Annotated in this window: 23 protein-coding genes; 9 read left to right on the plus strand and 14 right to left on the minus strand. The window is 69.2% G+C overall.

From position 1 onward, the window contains the following. Window positions 1-6: 6 nt before the first annotated feature. Window positions 7-696, minus strand: coding sequence for a hypothetical protein (locus AC07N1_RS09250; RefSeq protein WP_494671530.1), 690 nt, complete (start codon window positions 694-696; stop codon window positions 7-9). A 124-nt stretch (window positions 697-820) separates the two neighbouring features. Between AC07N1_RS09250 and rsfS the strand changes: the two genes are divergently transcribed. From rsfS to AC07N1_RS09270, 4 genes are all read left to right on the plus strand, one after another. Beyond that, window positions 821-1,261 (plus strand): ribosome silencing factor, encoded by a 441-nt coding sequence (rsfS, locus tag AC07N1_RS09255; RefSeq protein ID WP_494602839.1) that lies wholly within the window; start codon window positions 821-823, stop codon window positions 1,259-1,261. Between the two features lie 117 nt (window positions 1,262-1,378). Continuing rightward, window positions 1,379-1,843, plus strand: coding sequence for a 23S rRNA (pseudouridine(1915)-N(3))-methyltransferase RlmH (gene rlmH, locus AC07N1_RS09260; protein ID WP_492854385.1), 465 nt, complete (start codon window positions 1,379-1,381; stop codon window positions 1,841-1,843). Between the two features lie 228 nt (window positions 1,844-2,071). Further along, complete coding sequence (locus AC07N1_RS09265; protein WP_494671531.1) at window positions 2,072-3,112, plus strand: murein hydrolase activator EnvC family protein; 1,041 nt, start codon at window positions 2,072-2,074, stop codon at window positions 3,110-3,112. 142 nt (window positions 3,113-3,254) lie between these two features. Continuing rightward, window positions 3,255-4,655 carry a S41 family peptidase gene (locus AC07N1_RS09270; protein ID WP_494671532.1) on the plus strand — a complete coding sequence of 467 codons (1,401 nt, stop codon included), beginning with the start codon at window positions 3,255-3,257 and terminating at the stop codon, window positions 4,653-4,655. 245 nt (window positions 4,656-4,900) lie between these two features. On the opposite strand, the gene AC07N1_RS09275 is transcribed toward AC07N1_RS09270, so the two are convergent. Continuing rightward, on the minus strand, window positions 4,901-5,044 hold the full coding sequence (locus AC07N1_RS09275) for a hypothetical protein (RefSeq protein WP_158285868.1): 144 nt from the start codon (window positions 5,042-5,044) through the stop codon (window positions 4,901-4,903). Between the two features lie 208 nt (window positions 5,045-5,252). Between AC07N1_RS09275 and AC07N1_RS09280 the strand changes: the two genes are divergently transcribed. Genes AC07N1_RS09280 through AC07N1_RS09295 form a run of 4 tightly spaced genes read left to right on the plus strand, consistent with a single transcriptional unit; the run spans window position 5,253 to window position 9,331 of the window. Beyond that, window positions 5,253-6,434: a divergent polysaccharide deacetylase family protein gene (locus AC07N1_RS09280; RefSeq protein ID WP_494671533.1), complete on the plus strand. Its 1,182-nt coding sequence runs from the start codon at window positions 5,253-5,255 to the stop codon at window positions 6,432-6,434. Next, entirely contained in the window at window positions 6,431-6,922 is a 492-nt protein-coding gene (locus AC07N1_RS09285) for an RNA pyrophosphohydrolase (protein ID WP_494671534.1), read from the plus strand. Before AC07N1_RS09280 ends, AC07N1_RS09285 begins: the two co-directional genes overlap by 4 nt. Before the next feature lie 49 nt (window positions 6,923-6,971). Then, complete coding sequence (locus AC07N1_RS09290) at window positions 6,972-8,525, plus strand: alpha/beta hydrolase (protein WP_494671535.1); 1,554 nt, start codon at window positions 6,972-6,974, stop codon at window positions 8,523-8,525. 56 nt (window positions 8,526-8,581) lie between these two features. Next, window positions 8,582-9,331, plus strand: coding sequence for an alpha/beta hydrolase (locus AC07N1_RS09295; protein WP_494671536.1), 750 nt, complete (start codon window positions 8,582-8,584; stop codon window positions 9,329-9,331). Window positions 9,332-9,523: 192 nt separating this feature from the next. On the opposite strand, the gene sugE is transcribed toward AC07N1_RS09295, so the two are convergent. From sugE to AC07N1_RS09355, 12 genes are all read right to left on the minus strand, one after another. Further along, window positions 9,524-9,847, minus strand: a complete 324-nt coding sequence (gene sugE / locus AC07N1_RS09300) for a quaternary ammonium compound efflux SMR transporter SugE (protein WP_494671537.1) — start codon at window positions 9,845-9,847, stop codon at window positions 9,524-9,526. A gap of 146 nt (window positions 9,848-9,993) precedes the next feature. Further along, window positions 9,994-10,662, minus strand: coding sequence for a hypothetical protein (locus AC07N1_RS09305; protein ID WP_494671538.1), 669 nt, complete (start codon window positions 10,660-10,662; stop codon window positions 9,994-9,996). 363 nt (window positions 10,663-11,025) lie between these two features. Continuing rightward, entirely contained in the window at window positions 11,026-11,289 is a 264-nt protein-coding gene (locus tag AC07N1_RS09310; RefSeq protein ID WP_494602540.1) for an ATP synthase F1 subunit epsilon, read from the minus strand. After that, window positions 11,289-11,540, minus strand: a complete 252-nt coding sequence (locus AC07N1_RS09315; protein ID WP_494671539.1) for a hypothetical protein — start codon at window positions 11,538-11,540, stop codon at window positions 11,289-11,291. The genes AC07N1_RS09310 and AC07N1_RS09315 overlap by 1 nt, the downstream gene beginning before the upstream one ends. Before the next feature lies 1 nt (window position 11,541). Beyond that, entirely contained in the window at window positions 11,542-12,189 is a 648-nt protein-coding gene (locus tag AC07N1_RS09320) for a hypothetical protein (RefSeq protein WP_494671540.1), read from the minus strand. Beyond that, complete coding sequence (gene atpD / locus AC07N1_RS09325) at window positions 12,189-13,817, minus strand: F0F1 ATP synthase subunit beta (protein ID WP_487289958.1); 1,629 nt, start codon at window positions 13,815-13,817, stop codon at window positions 12,189-12,191. The genes AC07N1_RS09320 and atpD overlap by 1 nt, the downstream gene beginning before the upstream one ends. A 52-nt stretch (window positions 13,818-13,869) precedes the next feature. Further along, entirely contained in the window at window positions 13,870-14,745 is an 876-nt protein-coding gene (locus tag AC07N1_RS09330) for a F0F1 ATP synthase subunit gamma (protein WP_110119150.1), read from the minus strand. Between the two features lie 35 nt (window positions 14,746-14,780). Continuing rightward, the gene (gene atpA / locus AC07N1_RS09335; RefSeq protein ID WP_110133024.1) at window positions 14,781-16,313 is read right to left on the minus strand and encodes a F0F1 ATP synthase subunit alpha; all 1,533 of its coding nucleotides are present in this window, start codon (window positions 16,311-16,313) and stop codon (window positions 14,781-14,783) included. Between the two features lie 62 nt (window positions 16,314-16,375). Beyond that, on the minus strand, window positions 16,376-16,930 hold the full coding sequence (locus AC07N1_RS09340) for a F0F1 ATP synthase subunit delta (protein WP_494671541.1): 555 nt from the start codon (window positions 16,928-16,930) through the stop codon (window positions 16,376-16,378). Window positions 16,931-17,148: 218 nt separating this feature from the next. Further along, window positions 17,149-17,385 (minus strand): hypothetical protein, encoded by a 237-nt coding sequence (locus AC07N1_RS09345; protein ID WP_494671542.1) that lies wholly within the window; start codon window positions 17,383-17,385, stop codon window positions 17,149-17,151. Between the two features lie 120 nt (window positions 17,386-17,505). After that, window positions 17,506-17,826, minus strand: coding sequence for a DUF8200 family protein (locus tag AC07N1_RS09350; RefSeq protein WP_494671543.1), 321 nt, complete (start codon window positions 17,824-17,826; stop codon window positions 17,506-17,508). A gap of 452 nt (window positions 17,827-18,278) precedes the next feature. Then, entirely contained in the window at window positions 18,279-18,704 is a 426-nt protein-coding gene (locus tag AC07N1_RS09355; protein ID WP_494671544.1) for a hypothetical protein, read from the minus strand. Between the two features lie 190 nt (window positions 18,705-18,894). On the opposite strand from AC07N1_RS09355, the gene AC07N1_RS09360 reads away from it, so the two are divergent. Beyond that, the gene (locus AC07N1_RS09360; protein ID WP_494671545.1) at window positions 18,895-20,082 is read left to right on the plus strand and encodes an acetyl-CoA C-acyltransferase; all 1,188 of its coding nucleotides are present in this window, start codon (window positions 18,895-18,897) and stop codon (window positions 20,080-20,082) included. Window positions 20,083-20,138: the final 56 nt, after the last annotated feature.

A 20,138-nucleotide genomic window follows, 5' to 3' on the forward strand; every position in this document is an offset into this window, starting at 1 on the left:
TCGCGCCTAGTGCGGCGCGATCGGCCCTGTCCACAGGGTGGCGACGTCGCCGTCGGACGCGATCGAAAGCGTCCATCCCGTCCGTCCGGCCATCTCGCCGTTCAGCGTCAGCGAACCGCCTTCCGAGCCATGGACGCTTCTCAGGTCCTCCAGCCGCACCTGGGCGAGATCGCAGCCGGGATGCGCGCAGCTGAACCGCCAGCGGCCGGGCGCGGCCAGCAGGTCCGCCAGCCGCTTCACGCCCAGGCTCGCCACCGCGTCGGACGACGCCTTGAACGGCGGCCAGCCGGCCCCGGCGCAGTCGCGGCCGCCCGGGGCGACGAGCAGATAGCCGTCGGCCACCGACACCCGGTCGGCGACGCTGGGCGGATCGGCGCGGAGAGCGGGTCCGTCGGCGGCCACCGGCTCGAAAAGGATGGTCAGGGTCTGCTGGCGGCACACGCGATCGGCGACCGGGCGCGGCGCCAGCCGCACGTCGATCTTCCGCAGGGCGTAGGCTTCGGGCGTCCCGTCCTCGATATGGACGGAGGGATCGGCGCCCACGGCCTGGGCGAGCACGCGGGCGGCGAGTTCCGCCGACGGCAGGTCGCGGACCTCCTTCAGCGTCAGCCCATCCTCGCCCGCCAGGGCCGCGACCGGCGACGACGCGATCAGCAGCAGCCCCGCCGCCCAGCTCGAAAACCCGCCTCCACGCACGATTCACCCCTCCCCGAACCGCCGCAATATAGCCCGCCGCCGCCCTGCGACCACGATCCCCCTCACGTTTCGAGTCTTTCCGTGCTAAGGGAGGCTTTGCGCGAAGCCAATAAGGAGCATTCCGCTGCGTAGCGACCCCGCGCCGACGGCGCACGAGGGACCGGCTGGGGCCGAATCCTCGACTGAAAATCCGACGCTCAGTACGGACCTGAACATCAAGGCGCTCGAGACGCTGATCCTCTCGCGCCTCGACGACGACAAGGCCCAGGACATCGTCCACATCGACCTCACGGACAAGAGCTCCGTGGCCGACAGCCTGATCGTGGCGTCCGGCCGTTCGCACCGTCACGTCGGCGCGCTGGCCGATCACGTGCTGCGCGCGCTGAAGGACCACGGCCTGGGCAAGGCCCGGGTCGAAGGCCTGCCGCACTGCGACTGGGTGCTGATCGACGCCGGCGACGTCGTCGTTCACCTGTTCCGCCCCGAAGTGCGCAGCTTCTACAACATCGAGAAGATCTGGGCCGTCGACGCCCCGCACCGGATGCCGTCGGCTTCGTCGAACTGATAGCGCCAAGCGACCTCGCCCTTCGACAAGCTCAGGGTGAGGTCTAAGGTCATGCTCTTGAAACCCTCATCCTGAGCTTGTCGAAGGACGAGGGCTTCAACGCACGCTCTCCCCAAAATGAAGATCACCATCCTCACCGTCGGGAAGCTCGGCCGCATGGTCGAGGCGCAGCTGGCGCTGGACTATGCGTCCCGCGCCACCGCGTCCGGCCGCGCCCTGGCGCTAGGTCCGGTCGAGATCCTCGAGGTCGAGGCCAGGAAGCCCGGCAAGGCCGCCGAGGCCGAGGTGCTGCGCCCGCACCTGGAAGGCGCCTACGTCGTCGCCTGCGACGAGCACGGCAAGGTCCACACCTCCCGCGCCTTCGCCGGACGGCTGGAGCGGCTGCGCGACGACGGCCAGCGTAGGATCGTGTTCCTGATCGGCGGCGCCGACGGGCTGGATCCGTCGATCCTGGCCGGGGCCAACGAACTGCTGGCCTTCGGCCCCCAGACCTGGCCCCACGCCCTGGCCCGCGCCATGCTGGCCGAACAGATCTACCGCGCCGTCACCATCCTGTCGGGCTCGCCGTATCACCGGGATTGAGCGGCGCGGTTTCGACTGGCCGCCCTCCATTTTTCTCCCGTCATTCCCGCCCTTGTGGCGGGAACCCCTCTGTCAGCCGCAAGGGCAGCAGGGGCGGATCGCCAGCGATCCGCTAGCGGCTTCACGTGCGAGCGGAACCAGGGGTTCCCGCCACAAGGGCGGGAATGACGGGAGGTTGGTGGGGCAAACCCTTTGAAACCGCCGCGCCCTCAGGCAGATAGGGACGCAATGCCCCGCCGCCTCGCGATCGCCGCCGCCAGCGCCGCCGTCCTGCTTCTCGCCGGGGCGGGGGTCGTGCTCGCGCAGGTGGGCGACCAGCGCACGCGCGACCTGCAGCAGGCCGCCGACACCCGCCGCGAGATCGAGGACCTGCGGGCCGAGCTGACCCGGCTGAACCAGCAGCAGGTCGCCGCCGGCGCCGATGTCGACGTCAAGCGCCAGCGGCTGGAGGTCCTGCACCGCCGGGAGTCGGCGCTGATCGGCGAGATGGGCCGCGACCGGGGCCAGCTGGCCCGGCTGCTCAGCGCCCTGCAACTCTTCCGCCGCAACCCGCCGCCGGCCCTGCTGGTCAATCCCGGCGACGCCCGCGACGCGGTGCGGGCCGCGATCCTGATCCGCGCCATGACGCCGGAGCTGCAGGCCCGGGCCGACGCCTACGCCCGCCAGGCCCGCGCCGTAGGGGCCCTGCGCCGCGAGGCCGCCGCCGCCTCCGAGCAGCTGTTCACCGCCGAAAGCGCCGTGGCCGACCGCCGGGGCGAGCTGGAGCGGATGATCGTCGAGAAGACCGAGCTGGAGCGCGCCTACGCCCAGGACGCCATCGCCGCCGACCAGGAGCGCCGCACCCTGGGCGCCCTGACCGACGGCCTGACGACCGCCAGCACCGGCCCGCTGGCCCTTCGCGCCCCGGCCCCGGGCGACGTCGTCCGCCGCTTCGGCGAGGCCCTGCCGGTCGGCGGCAAGTCCGAAGGCCTGTCGATCCGCACGGCCAAGGGCCAGGCGGTCGGCAGCCCGGCCGCCGGCACCGTCGAATACGCCGGTCCGCTGAACGGCTGGGACATGGTGGTCATCGTCCGCACCCAGGGCGCCTATCACCTGGTCATGGCCGGCATGGCCGACGTAAAGGTCGCCCCCGGACAATCGGTCGCAGCCGGCGCGGAGCTGGGCAGCATGACTGACCGTGGACCTTTGGAGCCGGAGCTCTATCTTGAGGTGCGCGAGAACGGCGTTCCGGCCGACCCGGGGCGCTGGCTCAAGCAGGAGTCGCGGTAGACGACTTTTTCAGTAATGATGGATGTCCATCGACGTGCGGCCCGCGTCGGGGATGGACGGGGCCGGACGATTAAGACGCGGCGCTCTCGCCGCTCGGTTAGCGAACGCGGCCTCACCGCCGCAAGGGAGCCTTCTAGGCCTTATGCGCAAGTACCTGCTCATCGGTGTTTCGGCCTTCATCCTCGGCGCGGGGACGATGGCCTATGTCAGCCCCATCGCCCAAGCGACCATCCCCTCGCAGAAGGCCAAGACCTACAAGCTGCTCGAACTGTTCGGCGACGTGCTCGCCACCGTCGAGGACCAGTACGTCACCGAGGTCGACGACAAGAAGCTGATCGAGGCGGCGCTGGACGGCATGCTGACCAGCCTCGACCCGCACTCGGGCTACCTGTCGCCCGACAGCTTCGAGGACATGCAGGACACCACCCGCGGCGAATACGGCGGCCTCGGCATCGAGGTCACCAGCGAGGACGGCGTGGTCAAGGTGATCTCGCCGATGGACGGCACGCCCGCCGCCCGCGCCGGCGTCCAGGCCGGCGACTACATCACGGCCGTCAACGGCCAGTCGGTGCTGGGCCTGACGGTCACCGAGGCCGTCAAGCAGATGCGCGGCCCGGCCGGCGAGACGGTGACCATCACCATCGCCCGCGAGAAGACCGACCCGTTCGACGTCAAGCTGGTGCGCGAGGTCATCAAGCCCAAGGCCGCCATCGCCCGCATGGAAGGCGACTACGGCTACGTGCGCCTGCCCGGCTTCAACGAGAAGTCCACCGACGCGCTCTCGGCCGCCATCACCGACCTGAAGGCCAAGAACCCGCAGATGAAGGGCCTGGTCTTCGACCTGCGCAACAATCCGGGCGGCCTGCTCGACCAGGCGCGCGGGGTCGCCGACCTGTTCCTCGAAGGCGGCGAGATCGTCAGCCAGCGCGGCCGCAATCCGCGCGACATCCAGCGCCTGAACGCCACGCCGGGCGACATCCTGGCCGGCATGCCGATGGTCGTGCTGATCAACCAGGGCTCGGCCTCGGCCGCCGAAATCGTCGCCGGCGCCCTGCAGGACCGCCATCGCGCCGAACTGGTGGGCATCACCAGCTTCGGCAAGGGCTCGGTCCAGACCGTGATCCCGCTGCGCGGCGGCGCCGACGGCGCGCTGAAGCTGACGACGGCCCGCTACTTCACCCCGTCGGGCCGCTCGATCCAGAAGACCGGCATCGAGCCCGACCTGGAAGTGGCCCAGACCAAGGACCAAGCCCAGGACATCGCCAACCGCGTGTGGTTCAGCGAGGCCAGCTTCAAGAACGCGCTGAACGCCGACGAGGGCAAGACCCGCAAGGGCGTCCACACCCCGGCCGAGGCCCCGCCCTCCGGCTTCGACGAGAAGAAGGGCGACTTCCAGCTGGAACGCGCCGTCGCCGTGCTGAAGGCCGGTTCGGTCGAGGCGGTGGTCAAGCTGCCCAAGCCGCAGCCCAAGATCGCCGAAGTCACCGCCAAGGCCGCCGCCGCGGCGGCCACGCCCGGCAAGCCTCCGGTCGAGAAGAAGTAAGGACGTTTTCGAACCTTCGAGAGAAGGAGCCGCCCGTCGAAAGATGGGCGGCTTTTTCTTTGGGCCTCAGGAATCCCTCTCCCCCTGCGGGAGAGGGTGGCCTGCGAAGCAGGTCGGGTGAGGGGTCTCTCAGAACTCAAAGCTGCGCGCAGCGGTCAGGTCAGGTGAGGGGTCTCGCATCTGAGAGACCCCTCATCCGTCGGCTTCGCCGCCACCTTCTCCCGCAAGGGGAGAAGGAAGCCGCGCTACCCCATCCCCAGCGCCGCGATCAGCACCACGGCCAGGCCCAGCGCCAAGCCCGCCCCTGCCCGCAACACCGCGGCGAGGCAGACGGCGCGGGCTTCGGGGGCCGCGGTGGTGGAGAAGCGGGCGATCTCGGTCATGCTCATCGGACGAGGCCTCCTGATCTCAAGCTTGCGCCCGAGGATCGGCCGGCGGAAAGCGTCGTAAAGCCGTCACGGGCCATCACGCCGCCAGACGGTCATTCCTTCACCGCCGACGCCGCAAAAACCGGCGCCAGCCGCCTGTCGATTTCGCCGCAGCTTTCGCCAAACAGCGTTAACCATATCTTGGAAGCTTGCCTCGTAAGGCTCGTCCATGGCCGCCGTGTTCTCCCGCAAGCCCGCCTACACCGCCGCCGCGCCCGCCGTTGACGCGGGCGGCGGCGACCTGCGCGCGCGCCTGCTGGCGGCCGCCGGCAACCCCTATATCGGCGCCAGCGCCGCGGCCTTCCTGTTCCTGCTGAGCCTGGCCGTGCTGGTGATGGTCACCGGCGATCCCAGGGCCGGCGCGCCGGTGCTGCGCCTGGAGCTGACCAAGATCGGCGCCACCACCAATCCGCCCGAAGGCTGGCGCGAGGCCCTGGCCCCCGAGGGCGCCGAGGAAGCCCCGCTGCTGCCCGGCGCGATGGACCTGTCCGAACACCCCTTCGCCCGCCGCGCCGCCGCGCCCGAAGCCGAAAGCGAAGCCGTCGACCTGGCCGCCCCGCCCGTTCCGTCCGGCGGCGCCCTGGTCCAGGCCCCGCTGCCCGGCCTGTCGGTTCCCGGCCCCGGCGGCGGCCCGCTGCCGGTGATCGCCCCCGACGGCCGCACGGTCGCCGAGGCCTATGCCCGCCCCTTCACGCCCGACGGCCGCCCGCGCGTGGCCCTGGTGATCGGGGGCCTGGGCCTCAACGCCCAGACCACCCGCGCCGCCATCGAGACCCTGCCGCCCGAGATCACCCTGTCGTTCGCGCCCTATTCCGAGGGCCTGCAGGGCTGGATCGACCTGGCCCGCTCGCACGGCCACGAGGTGCTGCTCGAGACGCCGATGGAGCCCAACGACTATCCGGCCAACGATCCGGGCCCCTACACCCTGATCGCCGCCAACCGGCCCGACGAGACCGTGCGCAAGCTGGAATGGCTGATGTCGCGCGCCACCGGCTATTTCGGCCTGACCAACTATCTGGGCTCGAAGTTCCTGGCCTCCGACCCGGCCATGGCCACCTTCATGGCCTCGCTCAAGGCCCGGGGGCTGGCCTTTGTCGACGACGGCTCGGCCGCCCGTCGGGGCGGCCCGATCCCGCGCGCCTCGGCCGAGCGCGGCATCGACGACGATCTGTCCGGCGAGGCCATCGAGGGCCAGCTGCGGGCCCTGGAAGCCGGCGCCGGCGCGCGCGGCGCGGCCATGGGCGTGGGCTTCGCCTACCCCGTCACCATCAGCCAGGTGCGCAACTGGGCCGGCGGGCTGAACGCACGGGGCGTGCAACTGGCCCCGGCTTCGGCTATCGCCAGGCGATGAGCGCCAAGCAAGACCTCTCCCTCTACCGCCCCAATGTGGGCGTCGCCCTCTTCCATCCGACCGACGGCCGCGTCTGGCTGGGCATGCGCCACAAGCAGGAGCCGCCCTTCAACTGGCAGCTGCCGCAGGGCGGCGTCGACGAGGGCGAGGACCTGGAAGCCGCCGCCCGCCGCGAGCTGCACGAGGAGACCGGCGTCACCTCCGCGGCGCTGCTGGGCCGCACCGAGGGCTGGCTGACCTACGACTATCCGGCCGACTTCATGGGCACGAAACGCGCCCGCGGGTACCTGGGCCAGAAGCAGGTGTGGTTCGCTTTCCGCTTCACCGGCGAGGAGTCCGAGATCGATCTGGCCGCCCACGGCGACATCGAGTTCGACGACTGGCGCTGGGGCGCTCTCGACGAAACGCCCGAACTGATCGTACCCTTCAAACGCGGCGTCTACGAACTGATGGTCGCCGCTTTCTCGGGGTTCGCGCGCGTCGCCTGACACCCAAGGCTCGCGCGCCGATCCTCGCTTGGGGATTGGAGGCGCGGGCGTGACCAGAACCATCCTGATGATCCACGGCTACGGCATGACCGGCGACGGCTGGTCGCCGGCGGCCGAGGCGTTTCGCAAGGCCGGCTATGCGGTCGAGACGCCGACCATCCGTCCAAAGCTGCGCGTGCCGGCCTCGCCGTCGGCCGAACTCGGCGGGCTTAGCCTGGCCGACTACGTCGCCGAGCTCAGCGCCCTGGCGGCGGTGACCGCCGCCCGCGACGGGATCAAGCCGATCGTCTTCGGCCACTCGATGGGCGGGCTGATCGCCCAGAAGCTGGCCGAGAGCGGCCTGACCTCGGGACTGGTGCTGTTCGCCCCCGCCTCGCCGGCCGATGCGCGCGGCAAGCCCAAGCTCTCTCCCCTGATCACCTTCCTCAACGCCGTGCTCAGCCAGGGCGGCCCGCCCAAGCCGGTGAAGATGTGGAAGACCGGCTTCAAGTTCGGCGTGGTCAACGCCGTGCCCGCCGCCCGCCACGACGCCCTCTACGCCACGGCGGTGTACGACTCCGGCCGGGTGCTGCAGGACCTGGCCTATCCCGACCGCGATCCCTCGCGCACCGCCCATGTCGACTCCGCCAAGGTCGCCGTGCCGGTGCTGGTGCTGGCCGGGGCCCGCGACCGCACCACGCCGGTCGAGGACCTGCGCCTGGTCGGCCGCAAGTACGCCGGGGCCGACTATCGCGAATATCCCGACCACGCCCACTGGCTGATCGACGAGCCGGGCAGCGCGGCCCTGTACGACGCGGCCAAGGCCTGGCTGTCGGAAAAGGGCCTCGGCCCGGCCTCCGCTCCGCCGCCTGCCAAGGCCAAGGTCGAACCCAAGGCCGAACCCAAGGCCGAACCGACGCCCACGCCCGCTCCCAAGCCGGCGCCGGAGCCGAAAGCGGAGACCCCGGCCCCCGTGGCTGCCCCGGTAGCGGCCCCGGCCCCCAAGCCCAAGGCCCCCGCCAAGGCGAAGACGCCCAGCAAGGCCAAGGCCGTCGTCGCCGAACCGGTCGTGAAGCCCGCCGCCAAGGCGCCGGCCAAGCCCAAGGCGGCCCCTGCGCCGAAGCCCACCGCCCCGAAGACCGTCGCCAAGGCCGAAGTCGCGCCTGCTCCCGCCAAGACCGAGGCCAAGGCCGCGCCGGCCAAGACCACCAAGCCGAAGACGCCGCCGCCCGCGCCGGTCGAACCGGCTCCTGTGGCGAAGGCCCCGGCCAAGTCGGCGCCCAAGCCGAAGACCGAAGCCAAGACCGCCCCCGCCGCCAAGGTCGCCAAGCCCAAGGCGCCCGCCAAGGCCGCAGCGCCTCCCGCCGAACCGGCCAAGCCGGCGACCGCGAAGCCTGCCGCCAAGGCCAAGCCTGCTCCCACCGCCAAGGCCGCCCCCGCGCCGGCGCCGGCCAAGCCTGCTCCGAAAGCCAAGAGCGCGCCTGCCGCCAAGGCCGCTCCCAAGGCCGCGCCGGCCGCCAAGGCCGAAGCCAAGCCGAAGGCGACCCCGAAGGCCGCCGCAACCAAGACTGCTGCGACAACGACGCCCGCCAAAACTTCGCCACGCGGCAAGAAGAGCGTGTAGGCTCCATTGAAACGCTCGTATCAGTCACACGGGCGGGGTTGACCTAAGAGGCGGGCGTGAAGGCTCCGGTGATCATGGTCCACGGCGCCTTCTGCGGCGGCTGGACGTTCGATGTGTTTCGCGCGCCGTTCGAGGCCGCCGGTCATCAGGTGCTGACGCCCGACCTGCCCGGCCGCGCGCCCGGCGAGTCGATCGTCGGCCTGTCGATGAGCGACTACGCCCGCGCTGTCGTGCGGCTGATCCGGTCGTGCGAGACGCCGCCGATCCTGATCGGCCACTCGATGGGCGGCCTGGTGGCCCAGCTGGCCGCCGGCCGCGCCCCGGTCGATCGCCTGATCCTGCTGGCCCCCTCGCCGCCCTGGGGCGTGCACGGGGCGAGCCTGGAGGAGGCGGTCTCGGCCGTCAGCCTCTATTCGCTGGGCCCCTACTGGCTGCAGGCCATCGCGCCGGACTACGGCGTGGTGCGCCGCTACAGCCTCGACCGCCTGCCCCGCGAGACCCGCCGCGCCCTCTACGCCCGCATGACGTCGGAAAGCGGCCGGGCGCTGTGGGAGACGCTGAACTGGTGGCTCGACCCCTTCATGACCACCAGCCCCGGTACGGTGAAGGCCCCGGTGCTGGCCATCGCCGGCGGCCAGGACGTCGTCCACCCGCCCGCCACCGTCCGCCAGACCGCCGCCCGCCTGGGCGGGGTGTTCCGCGAGTTCCCGGAAATGAGCCACTGGCTGCCGGGGGAGCCCGGCTGGGAAAACGTGGCGCAGGTCTGCCTGGACTTCATCGCCGCCGAGGACCGGGCGGCGGCGTAGGCTCACCCTGACCCTCTCCCATAGGGAGAGGGAGGGGCCCATGCGCAGCATGGGAGGGTGAGGGGTTAGGAACCTTTCCGGACAAGGCAGGGACAAGGGTGACGGGGCGGCCGACGGCTTACCCCCTCACCCTCCCACGCCTGCGGCGCGGCCCCCTCCCTCTCCCCATGGGAGAGGTTTCCTCGGGCGACGTCAGTGCCCCGAGCTGAACACCTTCAGCCCCAGGATCCCCGAGACGATCAGGCCCAGGCAGACCAGCCGCGCCGCCGTGGCCGGTTCCTTGAACACCAGGATGCCGACGATGGCCGTGCCGACCGCGCCGACGCCGGTCCAGACCGCATAGGCCGTACCCAGCGGCAGGCTCTTCACGGCCCAGCCCAGCAGGCCCATCGAGGCGACCAGGCTGATCGCGGTCAGGAGGGTGGGGATCGGGCGGGTGAAGCCCTCGGTGTATTTCAGGCCGACGGCCCAGCCGATTTCGAAAAGACCGGCGATGAAGAGGATGATCCAGGCCATGACCTGCTCCCGTTGATCGCGCGCCCGGCCCGTGGCCTCGGCGTCGCGAGAAGCGGGGTCGTCCCCGGAAAACAGCAAAGGCGCGGGGTCGTCCCCGCGCCTTGCCTAGATAGCTTCTGAATCCCGGAGGGCAAGCCCTCCTGGCCTCACTGCGAGGTGTAGAGGATCTGGGCCTGCTCGTAGTTCTTGCCGACCGAGCTGTCGTCCAGCTTCTTGATGCGGACATAGACGAGGCCGGCCTTGCCGCCGGCGGCGTTGTTGTCCCAGGTCACGGTCAGGCGCTTGACGTCGGTGACCAGCTGGTCGTTGCGGATCAGGCGCAGCTGCGGGCTGTTTTCCCAGCTGGCCCAGTCGTGCAGGGCGGTGGCCAGGGCCTGGGCCTGCTCGGGGCCTTGAGCGTGCTGGACGTTCAGGGTGCAGACGTTCTTGTTCGAACCCGGGTTGTCGAGGACGATCTGGTAGGGCTTGCCCAGGTCCAGGGTCCACAGGTCGCGCTTCTTCTTGAAGCCCGCGGCCTTGGCCAGGGCGTTGAAGTCGCCGCCGACCACGGCCGGCTTGCAGATGGTGTCGAGCACGCTGAGGATCCGCACCGAGACCGGATCGGTCGGCGGCGGCGGGCGCACGGGTTCCGGAGCGACCGCGGCGGCGGCGGCTTCGGGCGTGCCGGCGGCCGGAGCCGGAACCACGGGCGCGGCCTGATCGGCGGGCGCGGCGGCCGGGGCGGGAGCCGGGGCGGCGGCGGGAGCGGGTTGCTCCTGAGCGACGGCGGTCGAGACGACGCCGAGGGCGATCAAGCTGGCGAGCGCAAGGCGCATAGTCTGGATATCCCCTAGAGACTTGGAGGTCGGCATTAAAACCGACAAGCGTTCCCTCGCAACCCTTATGGTGACGGATTGCGGCGCCGATAGGGTCACAATCGTAATTTTTATAGTTGGCGCCCTCTTCCTTCTCCCATTGCGGGAGAAGGTGGCGGTCGAAGACCGACGGATGAGGGGTCTCTCAAACTGGAGACGCTTCACCCGGCCTGACCGCTACAGGCGGCTTTGAGGTCTGAGAGACCCCTCACCCGACCTCCCTCCGGGAGGCCACCCTCTCCCGCAAGGGGAGAGGGGCAAACGAAAAGCGCCCCCACCCTTGCGGATGGAGGCGCTTTCGAAGTGCTCCGAGAGAAGCGGCCCTTAGCCGGCCACTTCCACCGCGTGCTCGGCCAGGATCGTGAAGCCGTCGGGACCGACGTCGGCGAAGCCGCCCTGGATGTCGAACAGCTTGACGGTCGCGCCGTCGCGCACCGTGACCCGGCCCTCGCGCAGGGTGGTCATGAACGGCGCGTGGTTCGGCAGGACGCCGAAATCGCCTTCCGTGCCCGGCGCGTCGACCTGGTCGACGTCGGCGGAGAACAGCTCGCGCTCGGGCGCGACGAGGGAGAAGTGCAGCTTGGCCATCAGTCGTAAGTCTCCACGGCGCCGAGGGCCGCCTCAATGTCTTCGTCGGTCTGGATCTCGGTGCCGCAGAACGGGCAGAAGCGGATGGTGGTCAGGACCGTGCCGGTCTCGCCATCGGCTTCGCGCTGGCCCAGGTTCAGCAGGATCAGGCCGCTGTCGTGCTCGATGAGCGAGGCCTCGGCGTCCGAAGACACGGCGTCCTCCAGCTCCTCGCAGCAAAAGTTGACGGCTTCGAAGTCGGTGTCGGTCATCTCAGTCTTGCTTCTTTGCGTCGGGCTCCGCCGGCGGGCGACGCGTCATCTGTCCGACGGTGAACGCGGCGAACGACGTTATGGAATCTATGTAGCCCGCGGAGGCGAAATACAGATCGATCCGGGTCCCGAGGTTCTCCACCAGGGGGTGGCCGAAGGTCTTGATGGTGTAAACCTCTTCGGTCCCGTCCAGCTTCATGTCCTGGAAGCCCGAACCCGTCGCGGCCAGCCAGTCAAGCGTGGGCTGCTGAGCGGCCTGGGCGTCGAAGGCGACGACCGTGCATTGGGCCTTGCCGCGATTGCCGGTGCCGACGACGACATAGACCGAACCGGTCGCATCAGCCGCCAGTTCCGCCTTGCCGACGGCGAACAGCCCGTTGCGGTTGAACCTGGTCAGGCCCGCCGGAAACTGGTCGGCCCTGGCGACGACGAAGCCGGGAAAGGCCTCGATCCCGTCGAAGGTCTGGAAGGCGATCTGCGCCCCCCTGACCTCCAGCTTCATCTTCTCGAACTGCGCCGCGCAAGCCTTGTTGCCGGCCAGGTAGGCTTCGGCGGCGCTCCCGTAGGGCGCAGCCAAAGCCACCGAGGCGGTCGCCCAAATGGCGGCGACCGTCGAAGACAGCAAGCCGACCATTCGGGCGCGCATCATCAGGCGTCCGCCGCCATCTTCTCGGCCTTGGCCACGGCTTCTTCGATCGGGCCGACCATGTAGAAGGCGCCTTCCGGCAGGTGGTCGTACTCACCGTCCACGATGCCCTTGAACGAGCGGATCGTGTCCTTCAGCTGGACGAAGGCGCCCGGCGTGTTGGTGAACTGCTCGGCCACGTGGAACGGCTGCGACAGGAAGCGGCTGATCTTGCGGGCGCGAGCGACCGTCAGCTTGTCCTCTTCCGACAGTTCGTCCATGCCCAGGATGGCGATGATGTCCTTCAGCGCCTTGTACTGCTGCAGGACTTCCTGGACGCGGCGAGCCACGGTGTAGTGCTCTTCGCCGATGACCAGCGGGTCCATGATCCGCGAGGTCGAGTCCAGCGGATCGACGGCCGGGAAGATGGCCTGGGCGGCGATGTCGCGCGACAGAACGGTGGTGGCGTCCAAGTGGGCGAACGAAGCGGCCGGGGCCGGGTCGGTCAGGTCGTCGGCGGGAACGTAGATGGCCTGGACCGAGGTGATCGAACCCTTGTTGGTCGAGGTGATGCGCTCTTGCAGGTTGCCCATCTCGGTGGCCAGGGTGGGCTGGTAGCCCACGGCCGAGGGGATGCGGCCCAGCAGAGCCGACACTTCGGCGCCGGCCTGGGTGAAGCGGAAGATGTTGTCGACGAACAGCAGCACGTCCTTGCCTTCTTCGTCACGGAAGTATTCCGCGATCGACAGGCCGGTCAGGGCGACGCGGGCGCGGGCGCCCGGGGGTTCGTTCATCTGGCCGTAGACCAGGGCGCAGCGCGAGCCTTCGGTCGAGCCGTTGTTGGCCTTCGGGTCGACGTTGACGTTGCTCTCGATCATCTCGTGATAGAGGTCGTTGCCTTCGCGGGTGCGTTCGCCCACGCCGGCCAGAACCGAGTAACCGCCGTAAGCCTTGGCGATGTTGTTGATCAGTTCCTGCATCGTCACGGTCTTGCCGACGCCGGCGCCGCCGAACAGGCCGATCTTGCCGCCCTTGGTGTAGGGGCACATCAGGTCGATGACCTTGATGCCCGTGACCAGCACTTCAGCGGTGTTGGTCTGCTCGGCGAAGGTCGGGGCGTCGCGGTGGATCGTGCGGGTGATGTCCGACTGGATCGGGCCCTGCTCGTCGATCGGCTCGCCGATGACGTTCATGATGCGGCCCAGGGTGCCCGGACCGACCGGCACGCGGATGGCTTCGCCGGTGTCGCGCACGGGCTGGCCGCGGACGAGACCTTCGGTGGCGTCCATGGCGATGGCGCGGACGGTGTTCTGGCCCAGGTGCTGGGCGACTTCGAACACCAGGCGCTGGCCGGTGGCGGTGTTGGTGGTCTCGACGGCGTTCAGGATCGCCGGCAGCGGGCCGGTGAACTCGATGTCGACGACGGCGCCGATGATCTGGACCAGACGACCGGTGGCTTCGCCGGCGACGGGCGCCGGAGCCTTCGGAGCAGCGGCGGCCTTCGGGGCGGCCGGCTTCTTGGCGGCCGGAGCCTTGGGAGCGGCGGCAGCGGCGGCCGGAGCGGCGGCGGCGGCCTTCGGGGCGGCGGGCTTCTTGGCGGCAGCCGGCTTTTCAGCGGCGGCGGCGGGAGCCTTAGCGGGGGTCTTGGCCATGGCGTGCGGGTCTTTCGTGCGTCTCTGCGTGCGTTTTTGGCGTTAGGCTAGATCAGACGGCTTCGGCGCCGGAGATGATCTCGATCAGCTCCTTGGTGATCTGGGCCTGGCGGGAACGGTTGTACTCGAGGGTGTAGCGCTTGATCATGTCGCCCGCGTTCCGCGTGGCGTTGTCCATGGCCGTCATCTGGCTGGCGTAGAAGCCGGCCATGTTGTCGAGCAGCGCCGACAGGATCTGAACCGTCAGGTTGCGCGGCAGCAGGGTCTCGAGGATGGCCTCTTCCGAGGGCTCGTACTCGTAGACCGCGGCAGGACCGGACGCGACTTCACCGCCCTCGACCACGGCCGGGATCAGCTGCAGCGCGGTCGGGATCTGCTGCACCACCGACTTGAAGCGGCTGTAGAACAGGGTGACCACGTCGATGTCGCCGGCTTCGTAAAGCTTGGTGACGACGTCGGCGATCGGCTGGGCCACCGACAGCGTCAGCTGGCGATAGGCCGAGAGGTCGAAGTTCTCGACGATGCGACCGGCGTAGAGGCGACGCAGCTGGGCGGTCACCTTCTTGCCGACGCAGACGATCTTCACGTCCTTGCCCTGGGCGATCAGCCCGTCGATGTGGGCGCGGGAGGCGCGCACGATCGACGAGGTGAAGCCGCCGGCGAGACCGCGGTCCGCCGCGGCCACCACCACCAGGTGACGGTCGTCGCGGCCGGTGCCGGCCAGCAGCGCCGGAGCGCCGTCGCCCGACACGCCGGTCGCGAGGTTGGCGATGACGCTGGCCAGACGCCGGGCGTAAGGACGGGCGGCTTCCGCCGCGTCCTGGCTCCGGCGCAGCTTGGCAGCCGCCACCATCTGCATCGCTTTCGTGATCTTTTGCGTCGCTTTGACGCTCGAGATCCGATTGCGCATTTCCTTCAAGCTGGCCATTCGGCGCTACTCTCTCCGAGCGGTTCCGAGGGGGCTTAGGCGAAGGTCGACGAGAAGCTGTCGAGCGCGCTCTTCAGCGACGCTTCCAGGTCCTTGTCGAGGGCCTTCTTGGTGGCGATGCCGGTCAGCAGGTCCTGGTGGGCGCTGTGCAGGCGGGCCAGGAACTCGGTCTCGAAGCGACGCACCGACGAGGTCGGGATCTTGTCGAGATAGCCGCGGGTGCCGGCGTAGATCACGCAGACCTGCTCTTCGACCGACAGCGGCGCGTATTGCGGCTGCTTCAGCAGCTCGGTCAGGCGCTCGCCGCGGGCCAGCATCTTCTGGGTCGAGGCGTCCAGGTCCGAGCCGAACTTCGCGAAGGCGGCCATTTCGCGATACTGGGCGAGTTCGCCCTTAATCGGACCGGCGACTTGCTTCATGGCCTTGATCTGGGCCGACGAACCGACGCGCGACACCGAGATGCCGACGTTCACGGCCGGGCGGATGCCCTGGTAGAACAGGTCGGTTTCCAGGAAGATCTGGCCGTCGGTGATCGAGATCACGTTGGTCGGGATGTAGGCCGAGACGTCGTTGGCCTGGGTTTCGATGATCGGCAGGGCCGTCAGCGAGCCCGAACCGTTGTCTTCGTTCAGCTTGGCGGCGCGTTCCAGCAGGCGGGAGTGCAGGTAGAACACGTCGCCCGGATAGGCTTCGCGGCCCGGCGGGCGGCGCAGCAGCAGCGACATCTGGCGGTAGGCGACGGCTTGCTTGGACAGATCGTCATAGATGATCAGGCCGTGCAGGCCGTTGTCGCGGAACCACTCGCCCATGGCGCAGCCGGCGAACGGGGCCAGGTACTGCAGCGGGGCCGGCTCCGAGGCCGAGGCCACGACGACGATGGTGTATTCCAGGGCGCCGTGCTCTTCCAGGGTCTTGACGATCTGGGCGACGGTCGAGCGCTTCTGGCCGATGGCGACGTAGACGCAGTAGAGCTTGGCGCTCTCGTCCTTGCCGGCGTTGGCGGCCTTCTGGTTCAGGATGGTGTCGATGGCGACGGCGGTCTTGCCGGTCTGACGGTCGCCGATGATCAGCTCGCGCTGGCCGCGGCCGACCGGGATCAGGGTGTCGATCGACTTCAGGCCGGTCTGCACGGGCTCGTGCACCGACTTGCGCGGGATGATGCCCGGGGCCTTCACATCGACGCGGCGACGCTCGGTGTATTGGATCGGGCCCTTGCCGTCGATCGGCTCGCCCAGCGGGTTGACGACGCGGCCCAGCAGGCCCTTGCCGACCGGCACGTCGACGATCTCGCCGAGGCGGCGGACTTCGTCGCCTTCCTTGATCTCGGCGTCAGCGCCGAAGATCACGGCGCCGACGTTGTCGCGCTCGAGGTTCAGGGCCATGCCCTTCACGCCGGCCTTCGGGAATTCGACCATCTCGCCGGCCTGGACGTTGTCCAGACCGTAGATGCGGGCGATGCCGTCGCCGACCGACAGAACTTGGCCGATGTCCGAGACGGCGGCTTCCTCGCCGAAGTTGGCGATCTGCGACTTGAGGATGGCCGAAATTTCGGCGGCGCGGATGTCCATGGCTGGGTCGGGCTCTTTCTTAGGGCTCTCTGCGTACGTACGTTTTTTGCGCGGTTATACGCTTAGGCGCGCTTGAGGGCGAATTTCAGGGAATCGAGCTTCGAACGGAGCGAAGCATCGAACAGACGGGAACCGACGCGCACCTTGACGCCGCCCAGGATGGACGGATCGACGCGGGTCGAGATTTCGGGGGTCTTGCCGAGCGCCTCGGAGACGCCGGCGGTGACGGCCTTCAGCTGAGCGGCGGTCAGCGGGGCGGCCGAGATGACCTCGGCGGCGACCACGCCGCGGTGCTTGGCCGACAGGGCGACGAAGGCGTTGATCGCGCCGACCAGCTCGATGGCGCGGCCGTTGGAGGCGATCAGGCCCAGGAACTTGGCGGTCAGGATGTCGAAACCGGCCTTCACGGCGACGGCGGTCAGGCCCTTGGCCTTGTCCTCGGCCGAGAACGCGGGCGAGTCGATCAGACGGCGCAGGTCGGCGCTATCGGCGATCAGGACCTTGAGATCCTTCAGGTCGCGTTCGACCTTCGCCAGGTTGCCGCCTTCGATCGTCAGTTCGAACAGGGACTGCGCATAACGCTGACCCGCATCCGTCGCCTTGGTTTCTTCCGCCACTTGTTCCGCCCGGTGTGCGTTGCAATCGCCGCGGAAGAGAAGCTGCCCCCTCTTCCCGGCTTAAAGACTTGATCGCGCTTGAGAAAAGCGCACGGGCGGCCCGCGCTCTCACGCTGCCCTTCCCGAAGCCCGGCGCCTGATAACACGGGGTGTTCGCAGTCGCAACCAAGCCGAGACGATCGCGTTCGGCCAAGTTTCGGAAAAAAGCCGTTTATCCGTCAGACGTTGACGCGGCGGAATACGCCGGAGGCCGCGCCGGCCAGGGCGCCGCCCGGCGTACGGGCCTCGGCCTGGGCGAACACCAGACTGCGAGTGGCCCGTTCGATCCAGCCGCGCAGGGCCAGGTCCGGCCTCGCGCCCTCGCCGTAATCGATGGTCAACGACACCGGCGCGGCGTCGGGACCGGCGGCTTCCTTCAAGGCGTCTTCCAGCAGGGCGGCGATCGACTGGGTCATGGACGACACTTAACTCCCGGACGGACGAAAGAAAAAGGCGGCGGAACAAGCCCGCCGCCCTGTCAGGCGATGATCGAGGAAAACAGCCGGAGGCGAGAGCCGCCGGTGTGGAGTTCAGGCTCAGGCGGCCTTGGCCGAAGCGTTGCAGCGCTCCAGCTCGTCGGCGGCCAGGGCCTTGGCGTCGCCGCCGAAAGCCGAGACGCGCCCGGCTTCCTTGGCCAGCGCCTTGCACGAGGCGACGCTGAGGGCCCGCGACGGCGCCGAGGCCGCGACGCAGGACGCATCTTCGCAGACGAAGACCGCGCCGCCGGCGACGATCTTGGTCTTGGCGGAGACGGGTTTTTCGAGAGTGACCGCCAGGCGGCCGTCGGCCAGGGCGGGGGCGGCGGCGAGCGCGCAAACGGACAGGGCGGCGACAGCCGCCAGGGCGCGGAGCTTCATGGACAAAGCCCTCCAGCTTCGGGGATGATGGAAAGATCGATGATCGGCGCGTAAGCTGTACTGGCCGTCGGCCTGCGAGGGATCCTGCCCCTTGGGGGCAAGGGCGTCGGTATCCCCACCGGCGCCGCGCAACCGAACTAAGCACTGCTTAGATATCAGCGTTCAGAAATAGCGCAAGCGCGTTTTCGTTCGCGTGCGCATATTTTATCGAAACGGAGGTTTTCGGGTGGCCGGCGGCCAGGTTCGCCGCCCCGCCCCATCCCTCCCCTCCCGTCATTCCCGCCCTTGTGGCGGGAACCCCTGGTTCCGCTCGCAGGTGAGGCGCAAGTGACGTGCTGAGCACGTCACCCCATCCGCCCTTGCGGCTGACAGAGGGGTTCCCGCCACAAGGGCGGGAATGACGGGAGATTGGGGAGGTTAGCGGCCAAAACTCCGAGGCCGGAATGCCGACCTCAAAGCCCCAGGATCGAGTCGATCCGGCTCTCGGCCTTGGCGTGGATCGCGCGGTCTTCGACCATGCCTTCCAGGCGGGCGTAGCGGCCGTCCTTGCCGGCCTTGCGGCGCAGGCCGTCGGCGGTGACCAGCACCGGGGGGCGACGGCCGTCGGCCAGGCCGCCCAGCAGGGCGGCGAACACCGACCCGACCGTGGCGGCGGCCACGGGACCGGCGAAGTCGATCAGGGTCTCGCCGAACACCGCGTGCATCTGGAGCAGCAGGTGCTCGCGATTGACCTGGTGCGACAGAATCTGCAGCGACCAGGCCGCCACGCCCTGGACGATGCCGGCCAGGGCCACGGCGAACACCACCCCCACGAAGCGGGGGCGCCAGAAGAGCCCGAGCAGGGCTCCCAGGAACGCGAAGGCGGCCAGCAGGATCATGGCTGGAAACTAAGACCCTCCTTTCTCAAGAGCGGGTTAAGAGCCCTCCGCGACAGGACGCCGCGATCGACCCCATGGACGGGGATGGCATCGCCAGCGCCGGCTTACGCATGCGTGATCTTTCCCAACCGGAATTTCCGGCCTACGGTGACGGAAATTCAAACTAACGTTTAAACAGGGAAGAAGCGCCATGCGCGAAGCGGTCATCGTCTCCTACGCCCGGACGGGCCTGGCCAAGTCCAATCGCGGCGGCTTCAACAACACCCACGGCGCGGCCATGGCCGGCCACGCCATCCAGCACGCGGTCAGCCGCGCGGGCCTCGACGGTCCGGAGATCGAGGACGTGGTGCTGGGCTGCGGCGGCCCCGAAGGCGCCACCGGCATGAACGTCGCCCGCAACGCCGCCATCTGGGCCGGCCTGCCGGTCACCACCTCAGGCCAGACCGTCAACCGCTTCTGCTCGTCGGGCCTGCAGGCCATCGCGACGGCCGCCAACTACGTCCGCAACGACGGCGCCCCGGCGGCGATCGGCGGCGGCGTGGAGTCGATCTCGCTGGTCCAGGGCGGCGGCCACATGAACCGCTTCCACATCACCGAAGACAAGCTGATGAAGGAAAAGCCGGCCCTGTGGATGGCGATGATCGACACCGCCGACATCGTCGCCAAGCGCTACGGGATCAGCCGCGAATACCAGGACGAATACTCCCTGCGCAGCCAGCAGCGGATCGCCGCCGCCCAGGCCGCCGGTCTCTTCAATGACGAGATCGTGCCGATGGCCACCAAGATGAAGGTGGTCAACAAGGAAACCAAGGAAGAGAGCCTGGTCGACTACGTGGTCACCAGGGACGAATGCAATCGTCCCGAGACCACCCTGGAGGGCCTGGCCAAGCTGGAGCCGGTGAAGGGCCCGGGCAATTTCGTCACCGCCGGCAACGCGTCGCAGCTGTCGGATGGCGCGGCCGCCGTGGTGGTGATGGAGGCCAAGGAGGCCGCCCGCCGCAACCTAGAGCCGCTGGGCCTGTTCAAGGGCTTCGCCATCGCCGGCTGCGAGCCCGACGAGATGGGCATCGGCCCGGTCTTCGCCGTGCCGCGCCTGCTGGAACGCCACGGCCTGAAGGTCGACGACATCGACCTGTGGGAGCTGAACGAGGCCTTCGCCAGCCAGTGCCTCTACAGCCGCGACCGCCTGGGCATCGATCCGGAGAAGTACAACGTCAACGGCGGCTCCATCGCCATCGGCCACCCCTTCGGCATGACGGGCGCCCGCTGCGCCGGCCACCTGCTGCTGGAAGGCAAGCGCCGCAAGGCCAAACTCGGCGTGGTGACCATGTGCATCGGCGGGGGGATGGGGGCCGCGGGGCTGTTCGAGATCTTCTGAGGTCGGGCTCGGCGATGCTCCCCCTCTGGGGGAGCTGTCGCGGAGCGACTGAGGGG

It is taken from the genome of Caulobacter sp. GW821-FHT09B11 (genome assembly GCF_059418205.1).

What these genes read in the sequence shown, in the direction of transcription:
- rlmH (WP_492854385.1), top strand. Translation starts at nt 1,379, where the DNA reads ATGAAGATCACCATCCTCACCGTCGGGAAGCTCGGCCGCATGGTCGAG.
- AC07N1_RS09265 (WP_494671531.1), top strand. Translation starts at nt 2,072, where the DNA reads ATGCCCCGCCGCCTCGCGATCGCCGCCGCCAGCGCCGCCGTCCTGCTT.
- AC07N1_RS09270 (WP_494671532.1), top strand. Translation starts at nt 3,255, where the DNA reads ATGCGCAAGTACCTGCTCATCGGTGTTTCGGCCTTCATCCTCGGCGCG.
- AC07N1_RS09275 (WP_158285868.1), bottom strand. Translation starts at nt 5,044, where the DNA reads ATGAGCATGACCGAGATCGCCCGCTTCTCCACCACCGCGGCCCCCGAA.
- AC07N1_RS09280 (WP_494671533.1), top strand. Translation starts at nt 5,253, where the DNA reads ATGGCCGCCGTGTTCTCCCGCAAGCCCGCCTACACCGCCGCCGCGCCC.
- AC07N1_RS09285 (WP_494671534.1), top strand. Translation starts at nt 6,431, where the DNA reads ATGAGCGCCAAGCAAGACCTCTCCCTCTACCGCCCCAATGTGGGCGTC.
- sugE (WP_494671537.1), bottom strand. Translation starts at nt 9,847, where the DNA reads ATGGCCTGGATCATCCTCTTCATCGCCGGTCTTTTCGAAATCGGCTGG.
- AC07N1_RS09305 (WP_494671538.1), bottom strand. Translation starts at nt 10,662, where the DNA reads ATGCGCCTTGCGCTCGCCAGCTTGATCGCCCTCGGCGTCGTCTCGACC.
- AC07N1_RS09310 (WP_494602540.1), bottom strand. Translation starts at nt 11,289, where the DNA reads ATGGCCAAGCTGCACTTCTCCCTCGTCGCGCCCGAGCGCGAGCTGTTC.
- AC07N1_RS09315 (WP_494671539.1), bottom strand. Translation starts at nt 11,540, where the DNA reads ATGACCGACACCGACTTCGAAGCCGTCAACTTTTGCTGCGAGGAGCTG.
- AC07N1_RS09320 (WP_494671540.1), bottom strand. Translation starts at nt 12,189, where the DNA reads ATGATGCGCGCCCGAATGGTCGGCTTGCTGTCTTCGACGGTCGCCGCC.
- atpD (WP_487289958.1), bottom strand. Translation starts at nt 13,817, where the DNA reads ATGGCCAAGACCCCCGCTAAGGCTCCCGCCGCCGCCGCTGAAAAGCCG.
- AC07N1_RS09330 (WP_110119150.1), bottom strand. Translation starts at nt 14,745, where the DNA reads ATGGCCAGCTTGAAGGAAATGCGCAATCGGATCTCGAGCGTCAAAGCG.
- atpA (WP_110133024.1), bottom strand. Translation starts at nt 16,313, where the DNA reads ATGGACATCCGCGCCGCCGAAATTTCGGCCATCCTCAAGTCGCAGATC.
- AC07N1_RS09345 (WP_494671542.1), bottom strand. Translation starts at nt 17,385, where the DNA reads ATGACCCAGTCGATCGCCGCCCTGCTGGAAGACGCCTTGAAGGAAGCC.
- AC07N1_RS09350 (WP_494671543.1), bottom strand. Translation starts at nt 17,826, where the DNA reads ATGAAGCTCCGCGCCCTGGCGGCTGTCGCCGCCCTGTCCGTTTGCGCG.
- AC07N1_RS09355 (WP_494671544.1), bottom strand. Translation starts at nt 18,704, where the DNA reads ATGATCCTGCTGGCCGCCTTCGCGTTCCTGGGAGCCCTGCTCGGGCTC.
- AC07N1_RS09360 (WP_494671545.1), top strand. Translation starts at nt 18,895, where the DNA reads ATGCGCGAAGCGGTCATCGTCTCCTACGCCCGGACGGGCCTGGCCAAG.